The organism is Xanthomonas sp. NCPPB 3570 (assembly GCF_056725115.1).
Map to the genome: position 1 here is coordinate 1,431,905 of NZ_CM161513.1, position 19,088 is coordinate 1,450,992.

The following is a 19,088-nucleotide window of genomic DNA, read 5'->3' on the forward strand; positions in this document are numbered from 1 at the left end:
ATGCCGGCCTGATCCGACTGTATACCCAAGCGTATGGTGCTGGGAATCCGCATTGCGTCATGCGGTTCAGCGTGGCCGGCGGTGGGCGTTCAGCCGTTTTCGTACAGTTCCAGCGGCAGGTCGTCGGGATCGGCGAAGAAGGTGAAACGGCGGCCGGTGTAGTCGTCGACGCGGATCGGTTCGACCGCCACGCCGTGCGCCTGCAGGTGCGCGACGGCGGCGGCCAGATCGCGCACGCGCAGCGCCAGGTGGCGCAGGCCGCAGGCTTCCGGGCGGCTCGGCCGCGGCGGTGGGGTCGGGAACGAGAACAGTTCGAGCTGGCTGCCGTCGGGCAGGGCCAGGTCCAGCTTCCACGAGTCGCGCGCATCGCGATAGACCTCGGCGATCACCGGCAGGCCCAGGAGGCGGCAATAGAAGTCCTTCGAGCGCGCGTAGTCGGAGGCGATGATCGCGACGTGGTGCAGGCCGTCGAGGGTCAGCGGCGACGTCATCGCGGCGCGCTCGGACAACAGGCGCGGGCGGTGGCAGTGCTCGCAGGTCGCGCGGCGGTGGTGTCGTGCGCAGTCGGCAATAGGGTCAATGACATGGCGGCAGCATAGCGCAGCGTCGCGACCGTGCCGCCGCCGTCTGCGACACTGCGCGTTCCGTCGCTGCGAGGCTACGCCATGCCGCACAACCCGCTCGCCGCGCTGCTCGCCGATGACCGGTGCCTGGTGCTCGATGGCGCGCTGGCCACCGAACTGGAACGGCGCGGCTGCGATCTGCGCGACCCGCTGTGGTCGGCGAAGATCCTGCTGGACCAGCCCGACCTGATCCGCCAGGTGCACCGCGACTATTTTGCCGCCGGTGCGCAGTGTGCGATCACCGCCAGCTACCAGGCCACGCCGCAGGGGTTTGCCGCACGCGGGATCGATCTCGTGCAAGCGCAGCGCTTGATCGCACGCAGCGTCGAACTGGCGCAGCAGGCACGGCAGGCGCATCTCGCGCGGCATCCGCAGGCGGGGCCGTTGCTGGTTGCCGGCTCTGTCGGTCCGTATGGCGCCTTCCTGGCGGACGGGTCCGAGTATCGTGGCGACTATGCGTTGCCGCAGGCGGCATTGCGGGACGTCCACCGCCCGCGCATCGCCGCGCTGGTGGAGGCGGGCGTGGACCTGCTGGCCTGCGAAACGCAGCCGTCATTCGCGGAAATGGTGGCCTTGCTGGAGGTGCTGGAGGCATTCCCGCAGATCGTCGCCTGGTTCACCTGCACGCTGCGCGATGCCACACATCTCAGCGACGGCACGCCGTTGCGTGAGGTGGTGGCGTTGCTCGACGGCCATCCGCAGGTGGTCGCGCTCGGCGTCAACTGCGTTGCCCCGTCGCTGGCCACCGCGGCGTTGCGCCACTTGGCGACACTGACCCGCGTGCCGCTGGTGGTGTATCCGAATGCCGGCGAGCGCTACGACGCCGACCGCAAATGCTGGCAGGCCGGCAGCGCCGACGCTGGGGCTCTGGCCGACCATCTCATCGCCTGGCGCGCCGCCGGTGCGCGCCTGATCGGCGGTTGCTGCCGCACCACACCGCAGGACATCGCGCAGCTAGCGCAGTGTCTGGCATCGTCGTAGCGAGGAGGCGGGTCGCCTTGCACGCGACCGCACGCTGTCTTGGCCGATGGGGGGCGCAGCTGATGTCGGCGGCCTCCTGCTGTTGTGGGAGGGACTTCAGTCCCGACGCGTTGCAGTGAACGGCGTCGGGACTGAAGTCCCTCCCACAATGGTTCGTGCGCGTCCGATGCCTTGATGGAACCGGCGCGCTATCCGCACCGAGTGGGATGGGCGCAGCGGGAGGGCGATGGCGCCGCCGCCGATGCGACCTTTCGTAGGAACGGCTCTTGTCCCCTTTTCGGGGATCAGCCGCGACCGGGCTTCACCAGGAATGCCCCGTCGCGGCTGAAGCCGCTCCTACAAAATCCCGCGACGCCTCAGCCCGCGTTCCCCGCGAGCGAAGCGGCGCCCCGCTCAGCCCTTCTTGCTCGCCACCCAGCGCTCGATCTTCTCCTGCAGCACGTTCAGCGGCACCGAGCCGTCCTTCAGCACTTCGGCATGGAATTCGCGGATGTCGAACTTGTCGCCCAGTTGCGTGCGGGCGTAGTCGCGCAACTGCAGGATCTTCATCTCGCCGATCTTGTAGGACAGTGCCTGGCCGGGGATGGCCATGTAGCGCTCGGCCTCGGCTTCGGCATCGGTGCGGCTGGTGGCCGAGTTCTGCAGCATGTAGTCGATCACCTGCTCGCGGGTCCAGCCCTTGCTGTGCAGGCCGGTGTCCACCACCAGGCGGATCGCGCGCCACAACTCGTTCTGCAGGTAGCCGAAGTAGTTGTACGGGTCCTGGTACAGGCCCAGGTCCTTGCCCAGCGACTCGGCATACAGGCCCCAGCCTTCGATGAAGGCGGTCTCGCCGCCGAAGCGGCGGAACTTGGGCAGGTTGGTCAGCTCCTGCTGCAGGCCGAGCTGGAAGTGGTGGCCGGGAATGGCCTCGTGCAGGTACAGGTCTTCCGCATCCCAGGTCTTGCGGCTGGGCAGGTCGTAGGTGTTGACGTAGAAGATGCCGGGCCGGCCGTCCTCGCTGGGGCGCATGTACGAGCCGCTGGCCGCCGACTGCGCGCGGTACGGTTCCACCGGGCGGATCTCGAACGCGGCCTTGGGCTTGAGCGAGAACATGCGCGGCACCGCCGCGTCGACCCGGCCCTCCAGGCCGCGGTAGTAGCTCAGCAGTTCGTCCTCGCTCCTGAAGTTGAAGCGCTTGTCGGTCTGCATGAACTTGAAGAACTTCTGCATCGAGCCGCGGAAGCGCACCTGCTTCATCACCGCCTGGATCTGGCCCTGGATGCGCGCCACCTCGTCCAGGCCGATCTGGTGGATCTGGGCGGGGGTCAGGTCGGTGGTGGTGCTCTGGCGCACGTTCCAGGCGTACCAGGCATCGCCGCCGGGCAGGGCGCCGACACCGGCGGTGCTGCGCGTGGCCGGCAGGTACTCGGTCGCGATGAAGCCGCGCAGCGAGCGGTAGGCGGGCATGATCCGGTACTCGATCATGCGCTTGTATTCGGCGGTGATGCGTTGCTTCTCGGCCTCGGGGATGTCCGCCGGCAGGTTGCGCACCGGGCCCCAGAACAGGCTCTCCTCGGCGGTGGGCTTGATGATCGCATCGAGCTGCGGCAGCACCTTCTCCATCAGCGCGCGCGGCTGCACCACGCCGGCCTTCATGCCCTCGCGCATGTTAGCGATGGCCTGGTCGAACAGCGCCGGGATGCCGAGCGCGCGCCGCGACCAGTTGTCGTAGTCCTTGACCGTGTGGAACGGCTGCGCGCCGGTGCCGGAGCCGAGCATCACCATGATGCTGCCGACGTTGTAGAACTGGTTCACCGGCTGCATCCAGCTCGGGTACTTCTCCGCCTCCAGCGCGTTGCGCGCGTCGCCGACGAAGATTTCGTAGCTGAGCAGGTCCTGCCCGGTCAGGCCGTCCTTGCCGATCGCCTCGGCCTTGCCCAGCCACTCCACGGTGAAGTCGTGCGACTGCTGGCGGAACGCGGCCGAGAGGAAGTTCGGCAACTGGTCGTTGTAGCGGCTGTCGCCCTGGAAGGTGGCCTGCAGCGGGTTGAGCTTGAGCGAGGCTTCCCAGTAATCGTCGTACAGCTTGTTCAACTGCTGTGCCTTGGTCAGCACTACCGGGGCCGGCGCCGGCCGCGCCTTGCGGGCCTTGCTGGCCTTGGCGCGGGTCTGCGCGGTGGTCTGCTTGGTGGTCTTCTTCTTGGCCGCGTCCGCCGGGGCCGCCAGCGACAGGCTCAGGGCGGTGGCGATGGCCAGGGACAGCAGGCGGGAAAAGCGGGGCGGCATTGCGGGCTCCAACGACAAGCGAGCGGGGAGCTTGCCCGATCCGCACCGCCGAGGCCACCCATGGCCGCTGCCCGCAGGCGCCCACCGCCCTGTGGCGGGCGGGCGCCGTGGCGCGACGGGCCAGGCGGCAGCGGCCTCTGCGGCGCTGCACGATGGCCGCTCGCGAGGGCGTGCGGGGCGCTCGCGCGTGTGCCGGCGTTCAGTCGGCGGCGGCTTCCTCGCGCAGTTGCTCGGCGCGCTCGGGGGTCAGATAGTCGGTGATCAGCCGCCGCATCAGGTACAGCAGCGGGATCAGCAGCACCGCCAGCAGCATCTTGCAGATGTAGTTCAGCGTGCTCACCGCCAGGAACAACTGCATCGACCAGTGCTGCGGGCCGAGCACGAAGGCGATGTAGATCACCACGAAGCTGTCGATCAGCTGCGAGACCGCGGTGGAGCCGGTGGCGCGCAGCCATACGTGCTTCTCGCCGGTCACGCTGCGGATGCGGTGGAACACCGCCACGTCGATCAGCTGGCCGGCCATGAACGCGACCAGCGAGCCGGCGATGGTCCACATGCCCTGGCCGAACACCGCGGCGAACGCGGCCTGGTAGTCGGGCACGCCCTGGTTCTGCGCGGCGGTGACCCAGAACCCGGCCGGGGCCAGCGCGATCGCGGCGAAGGCGAACAGGAAGCCGTAGCCGATCAGCCCCACCGTCAGCCAGGAGATGAAGCGCACGCCGCGGCGGCCGAAGAACTCGTTGATGGTGTCGGTGAGGATGAACACCAGCGGCCACAGCAGGGTGCCGGCGGTGAAGTTCATCGAGCCGGTCTGCCCGAACAGGTTCCAGTTCAGCGGGGCAATGCCCAGGGTGTCTTCCAGGGCGAAGATCTTGACCCCGATGAACTCGGCCAGCGCGGCGTTGACGCAGAAGAACGCCGCCAGGGCGATGAACAGCCGGACCGCGCGATCGTCGAGCGTGCCGCGGCGCATCGGCGTCAGCGGTCCACGGTCCGGGTGAACGGCACGCTCTCCGGAGCCACCGCGCCGCCGGAGATGATGAAGCTCATGGCCTGGTCCACGCTCCAGTCGGTGGGCGTGAGCAGTTCCACCGGCACGATCTCCAGGTAGCCGGAGGTCGGGTTGGGCGTGGTCGGCACGTACACTGCAGCCAGCTCGCGGCCGGTGCCGTGTTCCTTGATGACCCGCGTGACCAGGCCCACCGACTTCATGTCCCGGTGCGGGAAGTCGATCAGCACCACGCGCTGGGTGCTGCCGGGCTGGGTCTGCAGGATGTCCACCAGCTTGCGCACGCTGTCGTAGACCACGCTGGCCAGCGGGATGCGGCGCATCACCGCCTCGAACCAGCGCAGCAGGCGCTGGCCGATCATGCGCCGGCTCAGGAAGCCGACCAGCAGGATCACCGCCAGGGTGGCGATCAGGGCGATGGTGTTCTGCACCCATTGCGCGGTGGCCCAGCCCAGCTCGCGCGGGAACGAGGCGGCGATGCGCACCGACAGCGGCACCACCCAGGGGCTGCTGATGCCCGAGAGCAGCACGAACACGAACTTGACCACGACCCAGGTCAGCCAGATCGGCAACAGGGTCAGCAGGCCGGTGAAGAACAGCCGTTGCAGGGACGGGCGGGGAGCGGGGGCGGCGAGATCGGGCGACATCCGCGTAGTGTAGCGGTGCCTGATGGCCGTTGGTGCGGCGCGACATGGTCGCGCGGCGCGGCTGTGCAGCTGCGATTGGGCCGGGGCGTGCGCACGCCACCCGAATCGTCGCGCCGCGCGCGCAAGGTGAGGTCGCGTCAGCTCGCGGTGTGTACGTGTTTGCGCAGAGACAGGGCAGGCCTTGGCGAAACCGCGGGTCGACCGGCTATCGCGCCGGCTTGCGCTTGACGTACAGCTGCTTGCGTGTCCTCGCCACCACCTCGCCCTGGGCGTCGACCACGTCGGTCTCGAACCAGTGCAGATACTTGTCGCCGCCGGCGGTGGCGGCACGCATGTCGTCCAACAGGGCCTGGTCCAGGTCGAACCGCGCGCTGACCGTGCCGCGGCCCGGGCGCACGAACTCGATGCTGCCGGCCTTGTCCCACACGTAGTAGTCGCGTCCCAGGTTCTGCATGGTCAGCAGCATCCAGAACGGGTCGGTCATGGCGAACAGGCTGCCGCCGAAATGGGTGCCGACGTAGTTGCGGTTCCACGGGCGCATGCGCAGTTCGACCCGCGCATGGCGATAGTCGGTGCTCAGTTCAGTCACATGGATACCGGCGCACAGGAACGGCGGCCACAGGTTCAGGCCCAGGCGGAACAGCGATGGCTTCATCGTGCGGGAGGGGGCGGAAACAGAGAACGCGAGCCTACCAGACGCCTGCGTATGGTGCATCGGTGGGCGCCTGTTTCGCGCTGGCGCGCCTGACCAGCCGCCGCGACGGCGTCGGCGGCGCACGCGGCCTGCCGACGCCAGTGCCGCGGCCGCCTCAGAACAGCAGGGCGGACATCTTGCGGCGGTACTGCCCCACCAGGTCCTCGTCCTCGATCACCCGGAACGCGTCGATCAGCGCCTTCTTCGGCAGGCCGTCCTCGAACGTGCGGTCCTGGCGCAGCATCTCCAGGAACTGCTCCAGCGCGGCCGCGTCGTCGCCGCCGACCAGATGGCGCACGCCCAGCAAGTAGTGCGCCTTGAGGTCGGCCGGATCCTGCGCCAGCGTGGCCTGCAGGGTCTCCAGCGGCGGCGCCGCCTGCAGCGCGCCGACGAAGCCCAGCCGCGCCCGCGCCCGCACCGCGCGCTCGTCGGTGGCCAGGTTGGCCGGCAGCGCGTCGATCAAGGTCTCGGCCTCGGTGGCGGCGCCGACCTTGACCAGAGCCAGGGCCAGATCCAGCTTCAGCTCGTCCTTGTCCGGCTCGGCCGCCACCGCCTCGCGCAGGCGCTGCACCTCGGCCTGCGGATCCAGCGGCGCGGCCGGCACGTCCTCGGCCGGCTCCTGCGCCGCCAGCGGCACGATCCCGTGCTGGGTCAGGAACTCGCGCAACTGGCCTTCGGGCAGGGCGCCGGGGAAGCCATCGACCAACTGTCCGCCCTTGACCAGGAACACCGTCGGCACCGAGCGGATCTGGAACGCCGCCGCGATCTGCTGCTCCTGGTCCACGTCGACCTTGGCCAGGACGAAGCCGCCGTTGTACTCGGCCGCCAGTTTTTCCAGGATCGGGCTCAGGGTCTTGCACGGGCCGCACCAGGGCGCCCAGAAGTCCACCAGCACCGGCGTCTGCAGCGAGCGCTGCAGTACATCGGCTTCGAAGGTCTCGGTCTTGGCGTCGAAAACGTGGGGCGTGTCGGACATGGGCGGCGTCATCGCAGTCGAGAAGACGCTCTGTATGGAGGCGCGGCGGCGCCGATGCAAGGGCGGCGGCGTCGTGCCACGGATGCCGGCCGCGGCCGCAGCGGCGACAATGCCGGGTTTCGGGCGCCATGGCGGCGCGAAAGGACGGGAACGGATGGGCGAGGTGAGCGAACGGGTGCTGCGCTGGATCGGGCCGCTGCTGGCGGTGGCCGCGGTGGCGGCGACGCTGGGCTTCGGCGCGGTGCTGCCCGGCTATCTGCCGTGGTCGCATCCGCTGGCCCTGCTGGGTGCGCGCGGCATACCGCATGCCTGGGCGTTCAACCTGCTGGCATTCGTGTTGCCCGGGGGCCTGGCGATGGCGCTGGCGCTGCGGCTGCTGCGCCGCGCCGGCCGCCAGGCGCCCTGGTCGTTGCGGGTCGGCGGGCAGTTGCTGCTGTTGGCTGGCCTGGCCTTCGCCGGCATGGGCCTGCTGTCGCTGGACCCGACCGACCTGGAGGCGCGCGCGACCCAGTTGCATGCCAGCGCCTGGCTGCTGTGGGTGGTGGCGCTGGTCGCGGCCGCGGCCCTGCTGGGGCTGGGCGCGCGCCGCGATCCCGCCGCGCGCAGCTGGGCCGCGCTGGCGCTGGCGATGGCGTTGCTGGTGGCGCTGGGCGCGTTCGCGCTGGACCGGCTGCTGTCGCCGGCGCTGGCGCAGCGGCTGGTGTTCCTGCTGTGGTGGGGCTGGCTGGCACTGCTGGCCTGCTGGCCGGGCCCCCGGGCGGTCGCGCGCCGCGGCTGACCCGGCCGGGCTTGCGCAGTTGGCCGGCGCGGCGGGCGCTGCCGTGGCCGGGGTCCGCCGCGCTCGCCCTCGCGCCGACGCCGCTGCAGCGGCGGTTCCTGCGCCTGCCGGCGCGCGCGCGGCCATTGCGCGCCACTGCCGTCCGTCGCCGGGATTGGAGCGGCTTGCCGCGCTACGGTACCCTTGGCCGCTTTGTTGCCGCCTGGCCCTTGCCCGTTTCCATGTCCGCCGTCGAGCCCACCGCCTACGACCCGCAGCAGGTCGAATCCTCCGCCCAGCAGTTCTGGGACGCCACCCGCGCCTTCGAGGTCGACGAGACCTCCGACAAGCCCAAGTTCTACTGCCTGTCGATGCTGCCGTACCCGTCCGGGGCACTGCACATGGGCCACGTGCGCAACTACACCATCGGCGACGTGATCAGCCGCTATCAGCGCATGATCGGCAAGAACGTGCTGCAGCCGATGGGCTGGGACGCGTTCGGCCTGCCGGCCGAGAACGCGGCGATCAAGAACAAGACCGCGCCGGCGAAGTGGACCTACGCCAACATCGACCACATGCGCAGCCAGCTCAAGTCGCTGGGCTACGCCATCGACTGGTCGCGCGAGTTCGCCACCTGCCGGCCCGAGTACTACGTGCACGAGCAGCGCATGTTCACCCGGCTGATGCGCAAGGGCCTGGCCTACCGCCGCAACGCGGTGGTGAACTGGGACCCGATCGACCAGACCGTGCTGGCCAACGAGCAGGTCATCGACGGCCGCGGCTGGCGCTCCGGCGCGCTGGTGGAAAAGCGCGAGATCCCGCAGTGGTTCCTGCGCATCACCGACTACGCGCAGGAACTGCTGGACGGCCTGGATCAGCTGCCGGGCTGGCCGGAATCGGTCAAGACCATGCAGCGCAACTGGATCGGCCGTTCCGAGGGCCTGGAGATCCAGTTCGACGTGCGCGACGCCGACGGCAGTGCGCTGGACCCGCTGCGCGTGTTCACCACGCGCCCGGACACGTTGATGGGCGTGACCTTCGTGTCCATCGCCAGCGAGCATCCGCTGGCGCTGCATGCGGCCAAATCCAATCCGCAGCTGGCCGCGTTGCTGGCCGAGCTGAAGCAGGGTGGCGTCTCCGAGGCGGAACTGGAGACGCAGGAAAAACGCGGCATGGACACCGGCCTGACCGCGGTGCATCCGATCAGCGGCGAGCAGGTGCCGGTGTGGGTCGCCAACTTCGTGCTGATGGGCTACGGCACCGGCGCGGTGATGGCGGTGCCCGGCCACGACCAGCGCGATTTCGAATTCGCCAGCAAGTACGCCCTGCCGATCCGCCAGGTGATCGCGCTGAAGGCGCCGAAGAACGACGACGAGCGCCGCTACGATCCGAGCCGCTGGCAGGACTGGTACGGCGACAAGACCCGCGAGCTGGAACTGGTCAATTCCGCCGAGTTCGACGGGCTGGATTTCCAGGGCGCGTTCGAAGCGCTGGCCGAGCGCTTCGAGCGCAAGGGCCAGGGCCAGCGCCGGGTCAACTACCGCCTGCGCGACTGGGGCGTCAGCCGCCAGCGCTATTGGGGCTGCCCGATCCCGGTGATCTACTGCCAGAGCTGCGGCGCGGTGCCGGTGCCGGAAGACCAGTTGCCGGTGCTGCTGCCGGAGAACGTGGCCCTGAGCGGCACCGGCTCGCCGCTGAAGACCGACCCGGAATGGCGCAAGACCACCTGCCCGCAGTGCGGCGCGGCGGCCGAGCGCGAGACCGACACCTTCGACACCTTCATGGAGTCGAGCTGGTACTACGCGCGCTACACCTCGCCCGGCGCCAAGGACATGGTCGACAAGCGCGGCAACTACTGGCTGCCGGTGGACCAGTACATCGGCGGCATCGAGCACGCGATCCTGCACCTGATGTACTTCCGCTTCTTCCACAAGCTGCTGCGCGACGCGCGCCTGGTGGACAGCGACGAGCCGGCGACCAACCTGCTGACCCAGGGCATGGTGATCGCCGAGACCTTCTACCGGCAGAACCCGGACGGCTCCAAGGACTGGATCAACCCGGCCGACGTGGACGTGCAGCGCGACGACAAGGCGCGGGTGATCGGCGCGGTGCACCGCGGCGACGGCCAGCCGGTGCTGATCGGCGGCACCGAGAAGATGTCCAAGTCCAAGAACAATGGCGTGGATCCGCAGGCCATGGTCGGCAAGTACGGCGCCGACACGGTGCGCCTGTTCTCGATGTTCGCCGCGCCGCCGGAGCAGTCGCTGGAGTGGAACGAGGCCGGCGTGGACGGCATGGCGCGGTTCCTGCGCCGGCTGTGGGCGCAGGTGCACAAGCATGTCGCCGACGGCGCCGCGCCGGCGCTGGACCCGGCCGCGCTGAATGCCGAGCACAAGGCGCTGCGGCGCAAGACCCACGAGACCATCGGCAAGGTCGCCGACGACTACGGCCGCCGCCATAGCTTCAACACCGCCATCGCCGCGGTGATGGAACTGACCAACGCGCTGGCCAAGTTCGACGACACCGGCGATCAGGGCCGTGCGGTGCGCCAGGAAGCGCTGGAAGCGGCGGTGCTGCTGCTCAACCCGATCACCCCGCACGCCAGCCACGCGCTGTGGCAGGCGCTGGGCCATCCGGCGACGCTGCTGGAAGACGTGTCGTTCCCGCAGCCGGACCCGGCCGCGCTGGTGCGCGACGCAGTGACCCTGGCGGTGCAGGTCAACGGCAAGCTGCGCGGCACCATCGAGGTCGGCGCCGACACCCCGCGCGAGCAGATCGAGGCGCTGGCCCAGGCCGAGCCGAATGCGGCCAAGTTCCTGGAAGGCCTGAGCATCCGCAAGATCATCATCGTGCCCGGCAAGATCGTGAACCTGGTGGCGGCGTGAGCCGGCGCGCCGCGGCGGCCGCAGCGCGGCCGCGCGGTGTGGCATCAGGTCTCAACCCGCGTTCACGCGACGTGCGGCAGGCTAGCGGCCTGTTGCCGCGCCCAGCCGGCTCCTCCAGACTGTGTCCATGACCCGACTCCTGCTCGCTCTCGTCTTCGCGGCGTCCCTGACCGCCTGCGGTTTCCACCTGCGCAACAAGCTGACCCTGCCGGCCGATACGCCGTCGGTGAAGGTGGTGTCCTCGGCGCCGTACAGCGAGCTGGCCAAGCTGCTCGAACGCGGCCTGCGCGCAGCCGGCGCGCAGATCGCGCCCAAGGACGTCAACACCGGCGTGGCCCGCCTGGAAGTGCTGTCCGAGCGCTGGGGCGACCTGCCGATCGCGCTCGACGCCGAAGGCCGCGCCCAGGAGTACAGCCTGCGCTACGCCGCGATCTTCGTGTTCCGTCGCGCCGACGGCAGCGTGCTGGTGCCGCAGCAGGTGATCGAGCTGTCGCGCGACTACGTGTCGCCGCCGACCGACGCCACCGGTACCTCCACCGAGCGCGAGATCCTGGCCGACGAACTGCGCCGCGAGATGTCGGCGTCGATGCTGCGCCGGATCGACAGCGTGGTGCGCGCGCAGGTGCGCGACGGCAAGGACGTCAACGCCGCGCCGCCGTCGACCGACGGCACGCCGGTGGAAGGCAAGCCGGCCGACGCCACGCCGGCCGCAGACAAGCCGGCGACCACGCCGCAGCCTTGAGCCTCGCCCTGCTGCCTTCGCCGCCGCACGCGGCGGCCGCGCCGTTCGCTGCAGGCGCGCAGCGTTGGCCGCATTCGCCTGCAGCAGCGTAGGCTGTCGCCATGGAACTGCGTCCCGAACAACTCGCCACCCAGCCGGCGTCGCAGCCGCTGCAGCCGGTCTACCTGATCGCCGGTCCGGAAACCCTGCGCGTGCTCGAAGCCGCCGACGCGGTCCGCGCCCGCGCGCGCGCCGCCGGCATCGGCGAGCGCGAGGTGTTCGACGCCGACGGCCGCGACTTCGACTGGGGCCAGCTGTATTCCAGCTTCAACGCACCCAGCCTGTTCAGCGCGCAACGGCTGATCGAACTGCGCCTGCCCAGCGGCAAGCCCGGCAAGGAGGGCGGCGAGGTCATCAGTGCGTTCTGCGCCGATCCGCCGCCGGACGTGGTGCTGCTGATCACCTGCAACGAATGGAGCAAGGCGCACCAGGGCAAATGGGCGGACGCGGTCGGGCGCATCGGTACCATCGCCGTGGCCTGGGCGATCAAGCCGCACGAACTGGGCGACTGGATCGAGCGGCGCCTGCGCAGCAAGGGCCTGCGCGCCGATGCCGGCGCGGTGCAGCGCCTGGCCGAGCGGGTGGAAGGCAACCTGCTGGCGGCGGCGCAGGAGATCGACAAGCTGGCCCTGCTGGCCGACGGCCAGGGCCTGGACGTCGCGGCGATGGAGTCGCTGGTCGCCGACGCCGCCCGCTACGACGTGTTCCGCCTGGCCGAGGCGACCCTCGCCGGGCAGGCGCCGGCGGTGCGGCGCATGCTCGCCGGCCTGCGTGCCGAGGGCGAGGCGGTGGCCGCGCTGCTACCGATCCTGATCAAGGAACTGCTGCGCACGGCCGCACTGGCCAAGGTGCAGGCCGCCGGCGGCAACCTGGCCGCGGAGATGAAGGGGCAGGGCATCTGGGAGTCGCGGCAGGCCCCGTTCAAGCGCGCCCTGCAGCGCCACGCCGAACCGCGCCGCTGGGAGCGCTTCGCCGCCGAGGCCGGCCGCATCGACCGCATCGCCAAGGGCCGCGCCGACGGCGACGCCTGGATCGCCCTGGAGCGCCTGCTGCTGGCGATCGCCGAGGCGCGGGCGGTGCGGTTGTTGGTGGTATGACGGCCGGGAGCCGGGAATCGGGAATGGGCAATGGGAACAGCGGCGCTGTGGTCACGCCAGAGACCTTGCAGCCCGCGGCTGTTGCTTCTTCCCCATTCCCCATTCCCGATTCCCCACCACTGCACCTCATCTACGGCGGCACCTTCGATCCCATCCACAACGGCCACCTGGCGATCGCGCGGGCGGCGCGGGATGCGGTCGGGGTGCCGGTGCGGATGATGCCGGCGGCCGATCCGCCGCATCGGCCGGCGCCTGGCGCCGATGCGCAGCAGCGCTGCGCGATGCTGGCGCTGGCCATCGCCGACACGCCGGGGCTGATGCTGGACCTGCACGAGGTGCGCCGTGCGCAGGCCCGACCCGGGGTGGCGTCCTACAGTATCGATACGGTGCGCGAGCTGCGCGCCGAGCTCGGCACCGACGCGCCGCTGGCGCTGCTGATCGGCAGCGACAGCTTCGTCGGCTTCAACGGCTGGCGCGAGTGGCGGGCGCTGCTCGAGGCGGCGCACCTGGTTGTCGCCGACCGCGCCGGCAGCGGCTGGGAGCGGGCGGTGCCGGCGGAACTGGCGCAGGCGGTGGCCGGACGCTGGGCGGAGACGCCGCAGGCACTGACCCGCGCGCCGGGCGGCCGGCTGTGGTGCCTGCGGCAGCCGCTGCGCAGCGAATCGGCCAGCCTGGTGCGGGCGCGGATCGCCGCCGGCGAGGACTGGGCAGCCTTGCTGCCGGCACCGGTGGCGGCCTATATCCGCGACCACGGCCTGTATGCGTCGGGCACCGGTCCCGCTGGCTGAATACGCGTCCTGCCGGGGTCGCCTATAATTCGCCCCATTCCATCGAGTTCGCCGCTTTGTCCAGTCAAGCCCACGTCATCAAGACCCAAGTCCCCAATCCGCCGCCGCCGCTGCCGGTCCTGCTCGCCCACGTCCGCGAGGCAGTCGAGGAACTCAAGGCCAAGGACGTGGCGGAAATCGACGTGCGCGGCAAGTCCAGCGTCACCGACTACCTGGTCATCGTCTCCGGCACCTCCACCCGTCACGTCAAGTCGATCGCCGACGAAGTCATCAAGTACGCCAAGCGCCTGGACGTCATGCCGCTGGGCGTGGAAGGCGAGCGCGAGGCCGAGTGGGTGCTGGTCGATCTCGGCGACGTGGTGGTGCACGTGATGCTGCCGCGGGTGCGCGAGTTCTATGCACTGGAGCGGCTGTGGACGGTCGGCGACCAGCCGCCGGGCGACGACGACGGCGACGACTCGGCACGCGATGCCTAAGCGCCAGGCCGGCGTGCCTGCGGCCGCGTCCGATCTGGCGCCGTCCGCACGGTTCCGCGTCGGTTTCGACACCGCTGCGCAGCCGCTGGCCACACCAGCGCGCAAGCGCTTCGATGCACTGATCGAGCGCCTGGAGCGGACCCGCGAGGAACTGCGCGACTGGCGCGAGGCGCTGCCGCGCTGGGAACAGCGCTTCCATGCGCAGGTCGAGCCGCTGCTGCAGGCGCGCGATGCGGCGCAGGCGCAGTTGGTCCACGACCTGGACGCCGCGCATGCCATGCACAAGCTGGGCAAGCGCGAGCGTGCGGACTTGTCCGAGACGCTCTGCGCGCTGGCCGCGCCGCTGCTGGAACAGCCGGAGTTCGAGGCGCTGAAGCCGATCCATGCACGCCACCGCGGCGCGCAAGGCGAGGGCGGCGACATCATGCAAGACGCCGCGATGCAGGCGGCGCTCGCTGCCGAGTTCGGCCTGACCATCGAAGAATTGCAGCACCTGCCGTCTCCGGAAACGCTGTACGCGCAACTGCAGCAGCGCCAGCACCAGCAGCGGGCGCATGCGGACGGACGTGCGCAACGGCATGCCAAGCGCCGTCGCGTCGGCGCGGGCCCCGCGGCCGCGGGCGGCGCCGATCCGCAGCAGGCGCGGCGCGCGCTGTACCGTAGTCTGGTCGCGGCGCTGCATCCGGACCGCGAACCCGATGCGCGGCAACGCGAACGCAAGACCGCGTTGATGCAGGAACTCAACCGCGTCTATCGCCAGGACGATCTGCTGGGTCTGCTGGAACTGCAACTGGAGATCGGCCAGTTGAACCACGCCGGCATCGCGTCCATGGCCGAGGAGCGGATCGGCGACTACGCCGCGATGTTCGCCACGCAACTGCAGCAGGTCGAGCGGGAACTGGCGCAGGTGGTCGATGCATTCGTGGCCGACTACGGGCTGGCCCTGGAGCGCCGCCCGCAGCCGCGGCGCCTGGATGCGCTGATGGCGCAGATCAAGCGCCAGTTGCAGGACGAGATCGCGTATTTCGACGAGGACCGGCGCGCGCTGCAGCAGCCGTCCACTCTCAAGCAGTGGTTGCGCGAGCAGCGTGCGGCGCTCGAGGCGCAGGACGCCGCCGAGACTGCTTTCATGGCGGAGCGCGGATGATGCGCGCGCGGCGGCCGACGCGATGAAGGCGCGCCTCATCGCCACCGGCGAGCGCGCCCCGGCCTGGGTGGCGCAGGGCTTCGCCGAGTACCGCAAGCGGCTCTCGCACTGGCTGCCGCTGGACCTGGTCGAGATCGAACCCGGCCTGCGCGGCAAGGGCCGCGATGCGCAGCGCGCGATCGAGGACGAAGGCCGCCGGGTCCTGGCGGCGCTGCCGAAGAACGCGCTGGTGGTGGCGCTGGACGTGCCCGGCAAGCAACACAGCTCCGAACAACTTGCGCAGCGTATGGAACACTGGCGCGGACAGGGACGTGATCTGGCGTTCCTGATCGGCGGTCCCGAGGGCCACTCGCCGGAGGTGCTGGCGGTGGCCAGCGAATCCTGGTCGCTGGGGCCGCTGACGCTGCCGCACATGCTGGTGCGGCTGGTGGTGGCCGAGCAGTTGTACCGTGCGGCGGCGATGCTGGCCAATCATCCCTACCATCGCGCCTGATCGCGGATCGCGGATCGCTGATCGCGTGTGCGTGGCGGCAAGGTGTGCGTGATGCCGAAGCTTGCGCGCCGTCCAGGCAACAAAAAAACCCGGGCTTGCGCCCGGGCTTTTCCTTATCGCTGTGCGACGCTCGCGATCAGTTGAACGTGTACTTCGCACCCACCGTGAAGTAGCGGCCGATCGCGCCGCTGAAATGCAGCGGGTTGTAGTTGACCGCACCGTAGGTGGTCGGATCCAGCGGGGCGATCCGGTCGAACACGTTCTGCACCGACGCGTTCAGTTCGAACGCCTCGGTGATGTTCCAGCGGCCCGACAGATCGAAGGTGGTGAACGAGGCGATCTTCTTGACCGGCGTACCGTCCGCATAACTGAACAGGTAGTCCCCACCGCGCTGGCCAACGTTTTCCATCTTGGAAATGTAGTTCGCCACGCCGCTGACGCTCCACGGACCCTGGCGCCAGGTCGTGCCGAAGTTGATCCTGTCCTTCGGCGTGCCGACGCAATTGGTCACGTCGCAGTTGCCATGGGTGCCGAGATAGTCGGCAGTGCTGCCGGCATCGGTACGTTCGAACTTCAGCAGGTGGCTCCACTGCAGATCCATTTCCAACTCACCAGGCCCGATGTCGAAAGTCTGACGAATATCGGTATCGATGCCGCGGACCCGCGAGGAGGAGGCGTTCACGTAAGCGGTGTTGACCGCCAGGATGCTGCCGGTTCCCGGAATGCCGTTGATCAGGTCGCTGTCGCGCACGACATTGCCCGCTGCGATCGCAGAGGCGGTATCGCTGGCGGCGATCTCGTCGGTGCGCTTGATTTCCCAGGCGTCCACCGTCAGCGATGTGCTCCGGGTCGGCTGCAGCACCATGCCCACCGAATAGCTTTTGGACTCCTCAGGCTTCAGGTTGGGATTCGGTGTGGTGATGATGGCGACTGAGCGCGCATTGCAGTTGGCTGGCGTGTTCTCGGCTGCGCAACGCACCGGATCCGTCGCATTGGAGAACGCCGCAAGTCCTCCCTTGCCGTTTTCTGCAGGATTGGGCGCGCGGAAGCCTTCAGCGTAGGAAGCGCGCAACGCGATCCAGTCCGCCGGGGTCCACTTCACGCCCAGCTTCGGCGTGGCCTTGCCGTCGCCGCCGTCGTACTTGTCGTAGCGCAGCGCCGCGGACAGTTCCAGTTGCTCCAGCACGGGCGCCGACAGTTCGACGTAGCCAGCATATACGTTCTGGACGCCGTCATAAGCCGAATAGCCGAGGCCGATGATATCGCCGACGTCGGTGTAGGTCTGCGGGGTCAGGCTGTTGCTGGTGCGGCGCCATTCGGTGCCGATTGCCAGGCCCAGCGGGCCGCCCTTCAGATCCATCAGGCTGCGCGAGACGGTGGCGTTGAACGAATCCAGGCTGGACTTGGCGCGCGCGCTGATGGTCGGCGAAATGTAGTCGTACAACGCCTGCGAGTTGAGGTTGGCGTTATCGCCGATCCGCCAGGTGCCGGCCGGGCAGGCCGGGTTGCCCAGCACGCAGCGCACGGCGCTGTAGCGCAGAAAGCCGGTACGCGTACTGGTCAGGTCCGTGCCGGAGTGCAGGTAGCCGGTGTCGTAGCTCCAGTCGCCCCAGTTGCCTTTTACCCCGACCAGGACGCGGTTGAACGCGTTGTTGTTCTCGGTGACCCGCGGACCCACGTCCCAGGCGCTGTAGCGCACGCGCGCGGCGTAGGGCAGCGGATTGTCCGGATGGCCGGCGTAGAGCACGGTGGCGCCGGCACCGCTGTTGGCGTTGACCGTATTGCCAGGGTAGCCCCAGCCGCCGGAGACGCCCGACGGCGTATTGGAGAAGGTCGTGTCCTTCTTCGAGTAGCCGATCTCGGTGTAGATCTCGCCGCCTTCGCCGAACGCGAAGCTGGCGCGGCCGAACACGTTGACGTACTTCTCCTCCGGCGCCAGGTCGCGGAACTGCTGAGCCGGATCCCACAGGCAGCCCTGCGCCTGCGCCGTCGCGTCGCTCTGGCCCGGAATCGTGGTCAGGCCTGCGCAACCGGGCAGCGCGACCAGTTGCCCGTTGTTGTCGAACACCGAGCCGTTCGGGCCGACGCCGCCACTCCGGCCGCCGTTGAGGAAGGCGCCGCCCAGGAACTGTGCATCGTTGCCGTAGCCCCAGCGCCGGATGTCGCCGGTGCCGATCCACTTGCGGTCCTTGCGGTCGCTGATCTTGATCGCGTCGGTCTTGCCCACGTCCAGGCTGAAGAACGCATTCCAGCCGTCTTTGGCGAGATCGCCGGTACCGGCGGTCAGGGTGGCCTTGCGCGCATCGCCGTCGCCGTCGCCGGAGAGGCCGTAGGAACCGCGCAGGATCGCGCCCTGGAAGTCGCTGCGCAGGATGATGTTGACCACGCCGGCGATCGCGTCAGAGCCGTAGATCGCCGAGGCGCCGTCCTTCAGCACTTCGACCCGCTCGACCGCGTCCAGCGGAATGGTGCTCAGGTCGGTGAAGACTTTCTGGCCGTCGTCGGCCAGGCCATAGGTGGCCATGCGCCGGCCATTCAACAGCACCAGGGTGGATCCGGCGCCCAGGCCGCGCAGCGAGATACCCGTACCACCGCCGGCGAAGCCATTGCCGAAGCTCTTCGGGATCGAGCCGGAACCATCGGAGGTCAAGGTCTGCAGGTACTCGCCCAGCGAGGTCTTGCCGGTGCGATCGATCTCCTGGCGGGTCACCACTTGGACCGGCGACGGCGTCTCTGTGTTGGTGCGCGGGATATTGGAGCCAGTGACGGTGATGCGGTCGAGATTGGTGGCCGCTTCCTGGGCGAAGGCCGCGGGGGCGGCCACGCATGCAAGGGCGCTGGCGACGGAGGCGCAAAGCAACTGATGGCGGGTTGCACGCCGAGGGGACAGGATGTTCACAGTTTCTCTCCTAACTGGCAAACGCACGTATTTATATGTATGCACCACAAAGGGGCGGCTTGCCGCTGCCCTCGATGCATCTGGATGGATTTGCCGTGAAAGGATCGTCAAATTTTTGGAAAAAACCCTCGTCGAATGAAGGGTTTATGTCACTCATCCCAGTTTTTGCGCGCAGTAGCAACTGATTGTTGTCGCAATGCTGGGGGGCGTAATCGTGCCTTGCGATGGTGCGGCCTTTGCGCCAAAACGATGCATGGCGGTGTCTGCGGCGCGGCTGGGCGCGCCATGGACGTCCTCGGTCGACCCACCGGGCACGGCGGGTCCGATGATGCGCGCCGCACGCTGAGGCGTCCCCACGCCGACACTGCGTTGCTGGCCTACCTGCGCTGACCAGTTCGTTCTCGGGTTGTCCTGTCCCCGTCGACGATGCCCTGGTGGGGCAGCTTCCAAACGTCCCTGCGCTTTGTTCGTCGACAGTGCTCGGCGCTTGGTGTCGCCTCGGCCGCCGATTCGCGCAAGCCGACCGCGCACAAAGCGCGGCTGGGGCTGATCTTTCGCATGCGGACA

16 protein-coding genes are annotated in these 19,088 nt (G+C 69.2%); 9 read left to right on the plus strand and 7 right to left on the minus strand.

Features of this window, described 5'->3' with window-relative positions; all coding sequences use genetic code 11:
* Nucleotides 1–89 precede the first annotated feature (89 nt).
* Nucleotides 90–479 carry an SMU1112c/YaeR family gloxylase I-like metalloprotein gene (gloA2, locus tag AC1PLR_RS06415; RefSeq protein ID WP_481103546.1) on the minus strand — a complete coding sequence of 130 codons (390 nt, stop codon included), beginning with the start codon at nt 477–479 and terminating at the stop codon, nt 90–92.
* A gap of 186 nt (nt 480–665) precedes the next feature.
* Here gloA2 and mmuM point away from each other — a divergent pair, with 186 nt between their 5' ends.
* A complete protein-coding gene (gene mmuM, locus AC1PLR_RS06420; RefSeq protein ID WP_481103025.1) occupies nt 666–1,604 on the plus strand; it encodes a homocysteine S-methyltransferase in 939 nt (312 codons plus the stop codon).
* Nucleotides 1,605–1,997: 393 nt separating this feature from the next.
* Here mmuM and AC1PLR_RS06425 read toward each other — a convergent pair whose 3' ends face one another.
* The 5 genes from AC1PLR_RS06425 to trxA all read right to left on the minus strand — a co-directional run bounded on the left by AC1PLR_RS06425 (nt 1,998) and on the right by trxA (nt 7,198).
* Entirely contained in the window at nt 1,998–3,872 is a 1,875-nt protein-coding gene (locus AC1PLR_RS06425) for a DUF885 domain-containing protein (protein WP_481103026.1), read from the minus strand.
* Between the two features lie 199 nt (nt 3,873–4,071).
* Nucleotides 4,072–4,845, minus strand: a complete 774-nt coding sequence (locus AC1PLR_RS06430) for a queuosine precursor transporter (protein ID WP_481103027.1) — start codon at nt 4,843–4,845, stop codon at nt 4,072–4,074.
* A gap of 5 nt (nt 4,846–4,850) precedes the next feature.
* A complete protein-coding gene (locus AC1PLR_RS06435; RefSeq protein WP_019800973.1) occupies nt 4,851–5,528 on the minus strand; it encodes a DUF502 domain-containing protein in 678 nt (225 codons plus the stop codon).
* A gap of 205 nt (nt 5,529–5,733) precedes the next feature.
* A complete protein-coding gene (locus AC1PLR_RS06440) occupies nt 5,734–6,183 on the minus strand; it encodes a DUF4442 domain-containing protein (protein WP_481103028.1) in 450 nt (149 codons plus the stop codon).
* A gap of 154 nt (nt 6,184–6,337) precedes the next feature.
* The gene (trxA, locus tag AC1PLR_RS06445; RefSeq protein WP_481103029.1) at nt 6,338–7,198 is read right to left on the minus strand and encodes a thioredoxin; all 861 of its coding nucleotides are present in this window, start codon (nt 7,196–7,198) and stop codon (nt 6,338–6,340) included.
* 154 nt (nt 7,199–7,352) lie between these two features.
* Between trxA and AC1PLR_RS06450 the strand changes: the two genes are divergently transcribed.
* The 8 genes from AC1PLR_RS06450 (at nt 7,353) to rlmH (ending at nt 15,622) form a co-directional block, all read left to right on the plus strand.
* Nucleotides 7,353–7,976 carry a DUF998 domain-containing protein gene (locus tag AC1PLR_RS06450; RefSeq protein ID WP_481103030.1) on the plus strand — a complete coding sequence of 208 codons (624 nt, stop codon included), beginning with the start codon at nt 7,353–7,355 and terminating at the stop codon, nt 7,974–7,976.
* 221 nt (nt 7,977–8,197) lie between these two features.
* Entirely contained in the window at nt 8,198–10,840 is a 2,643-nt protein-coding gene (gene leuS, locus AC1PLR_RS06455) for a leucine--tRNA ligase (RefSeq protein ID WP_481103031.1), read from the plus strand.
* 127 nt (nt 10,841–10,967) lie between these two features.
* Nucleotides 10,968–11,582: an LPS-assembly lipoprotein LptE gene (locus AC1PLR_RS06460; RefSeq protein WP_010340434.1), complete on the plus strand. Its 615-nt coding sequence runs from the start codon at nt 10,968–10,970 to the stop codon at nt 11,580–11,582.
* 101 nt (nt 11,583–11,683) lie between these two features.
* Nucleotides 11,684–12,718 (plus strand): DNA polymerase III subunit delta, encoded by a 1,035-nt coding sequence (gene holA, locus AC1PLR_RS06465; protein ID WP_010340435.1) that lies wholly within the window; start codon nt 11,684–11,686, stop codon nt 12,716–12,718.
* A 23-nt stretch (nt 12,719–12,741) separates the two neighbouring features.
* A complete protein-coding gene (gene nadD / locus AC1PLR_RS06470) occupies nt 12,742–13,506 on the plus strand; it encodes a nicotinate-nucleotide adenylyltransferase (RefSeq protein ID WP_481103032.1) in 765 nt (254 codons plus the stop codon).
* A gap of 56 nt (nt 13,507–13,562) precedes the next feature.
* Complete coding sequence (gene rsfS / locus AC1PLR_RS06475; protein ID WP_010340437.1) at nt 13,563–13,982, plus strand: ribosome silencing factor; 420 nt, start codon at nt 13,563–13,565, stop codon at nt 13,980–13,982.
* The gene (locus AC1PLR_RS06480; protein ID WP_481103033.1) at nt 13,975–15,129 is read left to right on the plus strand and encodes a J domain-containing protein; all 1,155 of its coding nucleotides are present in this window, start codon (nt 13,975–13,977) and stop codon (nt 15,127–15,129) included. Before rsfS ends, AC1PLR_RS06480 begins: the two co-directional genes overlap by 8 nt.
* A gap of 22 nt (nt 15,130–15,151) precedes the next feature.
* Nucleotides 15,152–15,622, plus strand: a complete 471-nt coding sequence (rlmH, locus tag AC1PLR_RS06485; RefSeq protein WP_010340439.1) for a 23S rRNA (pseudouridine(1915)-N(3))-methyltransferase RlmH — start codon at nt 15,152–15,154, stop codon at nt 15,620–15,622.
* Nucleotides 15,623–15,758: 136 nt separating this feature from the next.
* Here the strand turns inward: rlmH and AC1PLR_RS06490 are convergent, their stop codons facing one another.
* Nucleotides 15,759–18,482: a TonB-dependent receptor gene (locus AC1PLR_RS06490; RefSeq protein WP_481103547.1), complete on the minus strand. Its 2,724-nt coding sequence runs from the start codon at nt 18,480–18,482 to the stop codon at nt 15,759–15,761.
* Nucleotides 18,483–19,088 lie beyond the last annotated feature (606 nt).

Bases quoted from the DNA above. Each gene is read 5' to 3' on its own strand.
- mmuM (WP_481103025.1), top strand. From the start codon at position 666: ATGCCGCACAACCCGCTCGCCGCGCTGCTCGCCGATGACCGGTGCCTG.
- AC1PLR_RS06425 (WP_481103026.1), bottom strand. From the start codon at position 3,872: ATGCCGCCCCGCTTTTCCCGCCTGCTGTCCCTGGCCATCGCCACCGCC.
- AC1PLR_RS06430 (WP_481103027.1), bottom strand. From the start codon at position 4,845: ATGCGCCGCGGCACGCTCGACGATCGCGCGGTCCGGCTGTTCATCGCC.
- AC1PLR_RS06435 (WP_019800973.1), bottom strand. From the start codon at position 5,528: ATGTCGCCCGATCTCGCCGCCCCCGCTCCCCGCCCGTCCCTGCAACGG.
- AC1PLR_RS06440 (WP_481103028.1), bottom strand. From the start codon at position 6,183: ATGAAGCCATCGCTGTTCCGCCTGGGCCTGAACCTGTGGCCGCCGTTC.
- trxA (WP_481103029.1), bottom strand. From the start codon at position 7,198: ATGTCCGACACGCCCCACGTTTTCGACGCCAAGACCGAGACCTTCGAA.
- AC1PLR_RS06450 (WP_481103030.1), top strand. From the start codon at position 7,353: ATGGGCGAGGTGAGCGAACGGGTGCTGCGCTGGATCGGGCCGCTGCTG.
- leuS (WP_481103031.1), top strand. From the start codon at position 8,198: ATGTCCGCCGTCGAGCCCACCGCCTACGACCCGCAGCAGGTCGAATCC.
- AC1PLR_RS06460 (WP_010340434.1), top strand. From the start codon at position 10,968: ATGACCCGACTCCTGCTCGCTCTCGTCTTCGCGGCGTCCCTGACCGCC.
- holA (WP_010340435.1), top strand. From the start codon at position 11,684: ATGGAACTGCGTCCCGAACAACTCGCCACCCAGCCGGCGTCGCAGCCG.
- nadD (WP_481103032.1), top strand. From the start codon at position 12,742: ATGGGCAATGGGAACAGCGGCGCTGTGGTCACGCCAGAGACCTTGCAG.
- AC1PLR_RS06480 (WP_481103033.1), top strand. From the start codon at position 13,975: ATGCCTAAGCGCCAGGCCGGCGTGCCTGCGGCCGCGTCCGATCTGGCG.
- rlmH (WP_010340439.1), top strand. From the start codon at position 15,152: ATGAAGGCGCGCCTCATCGCCACCGGCGAGCGCGCCCCGGCCTGGGTG.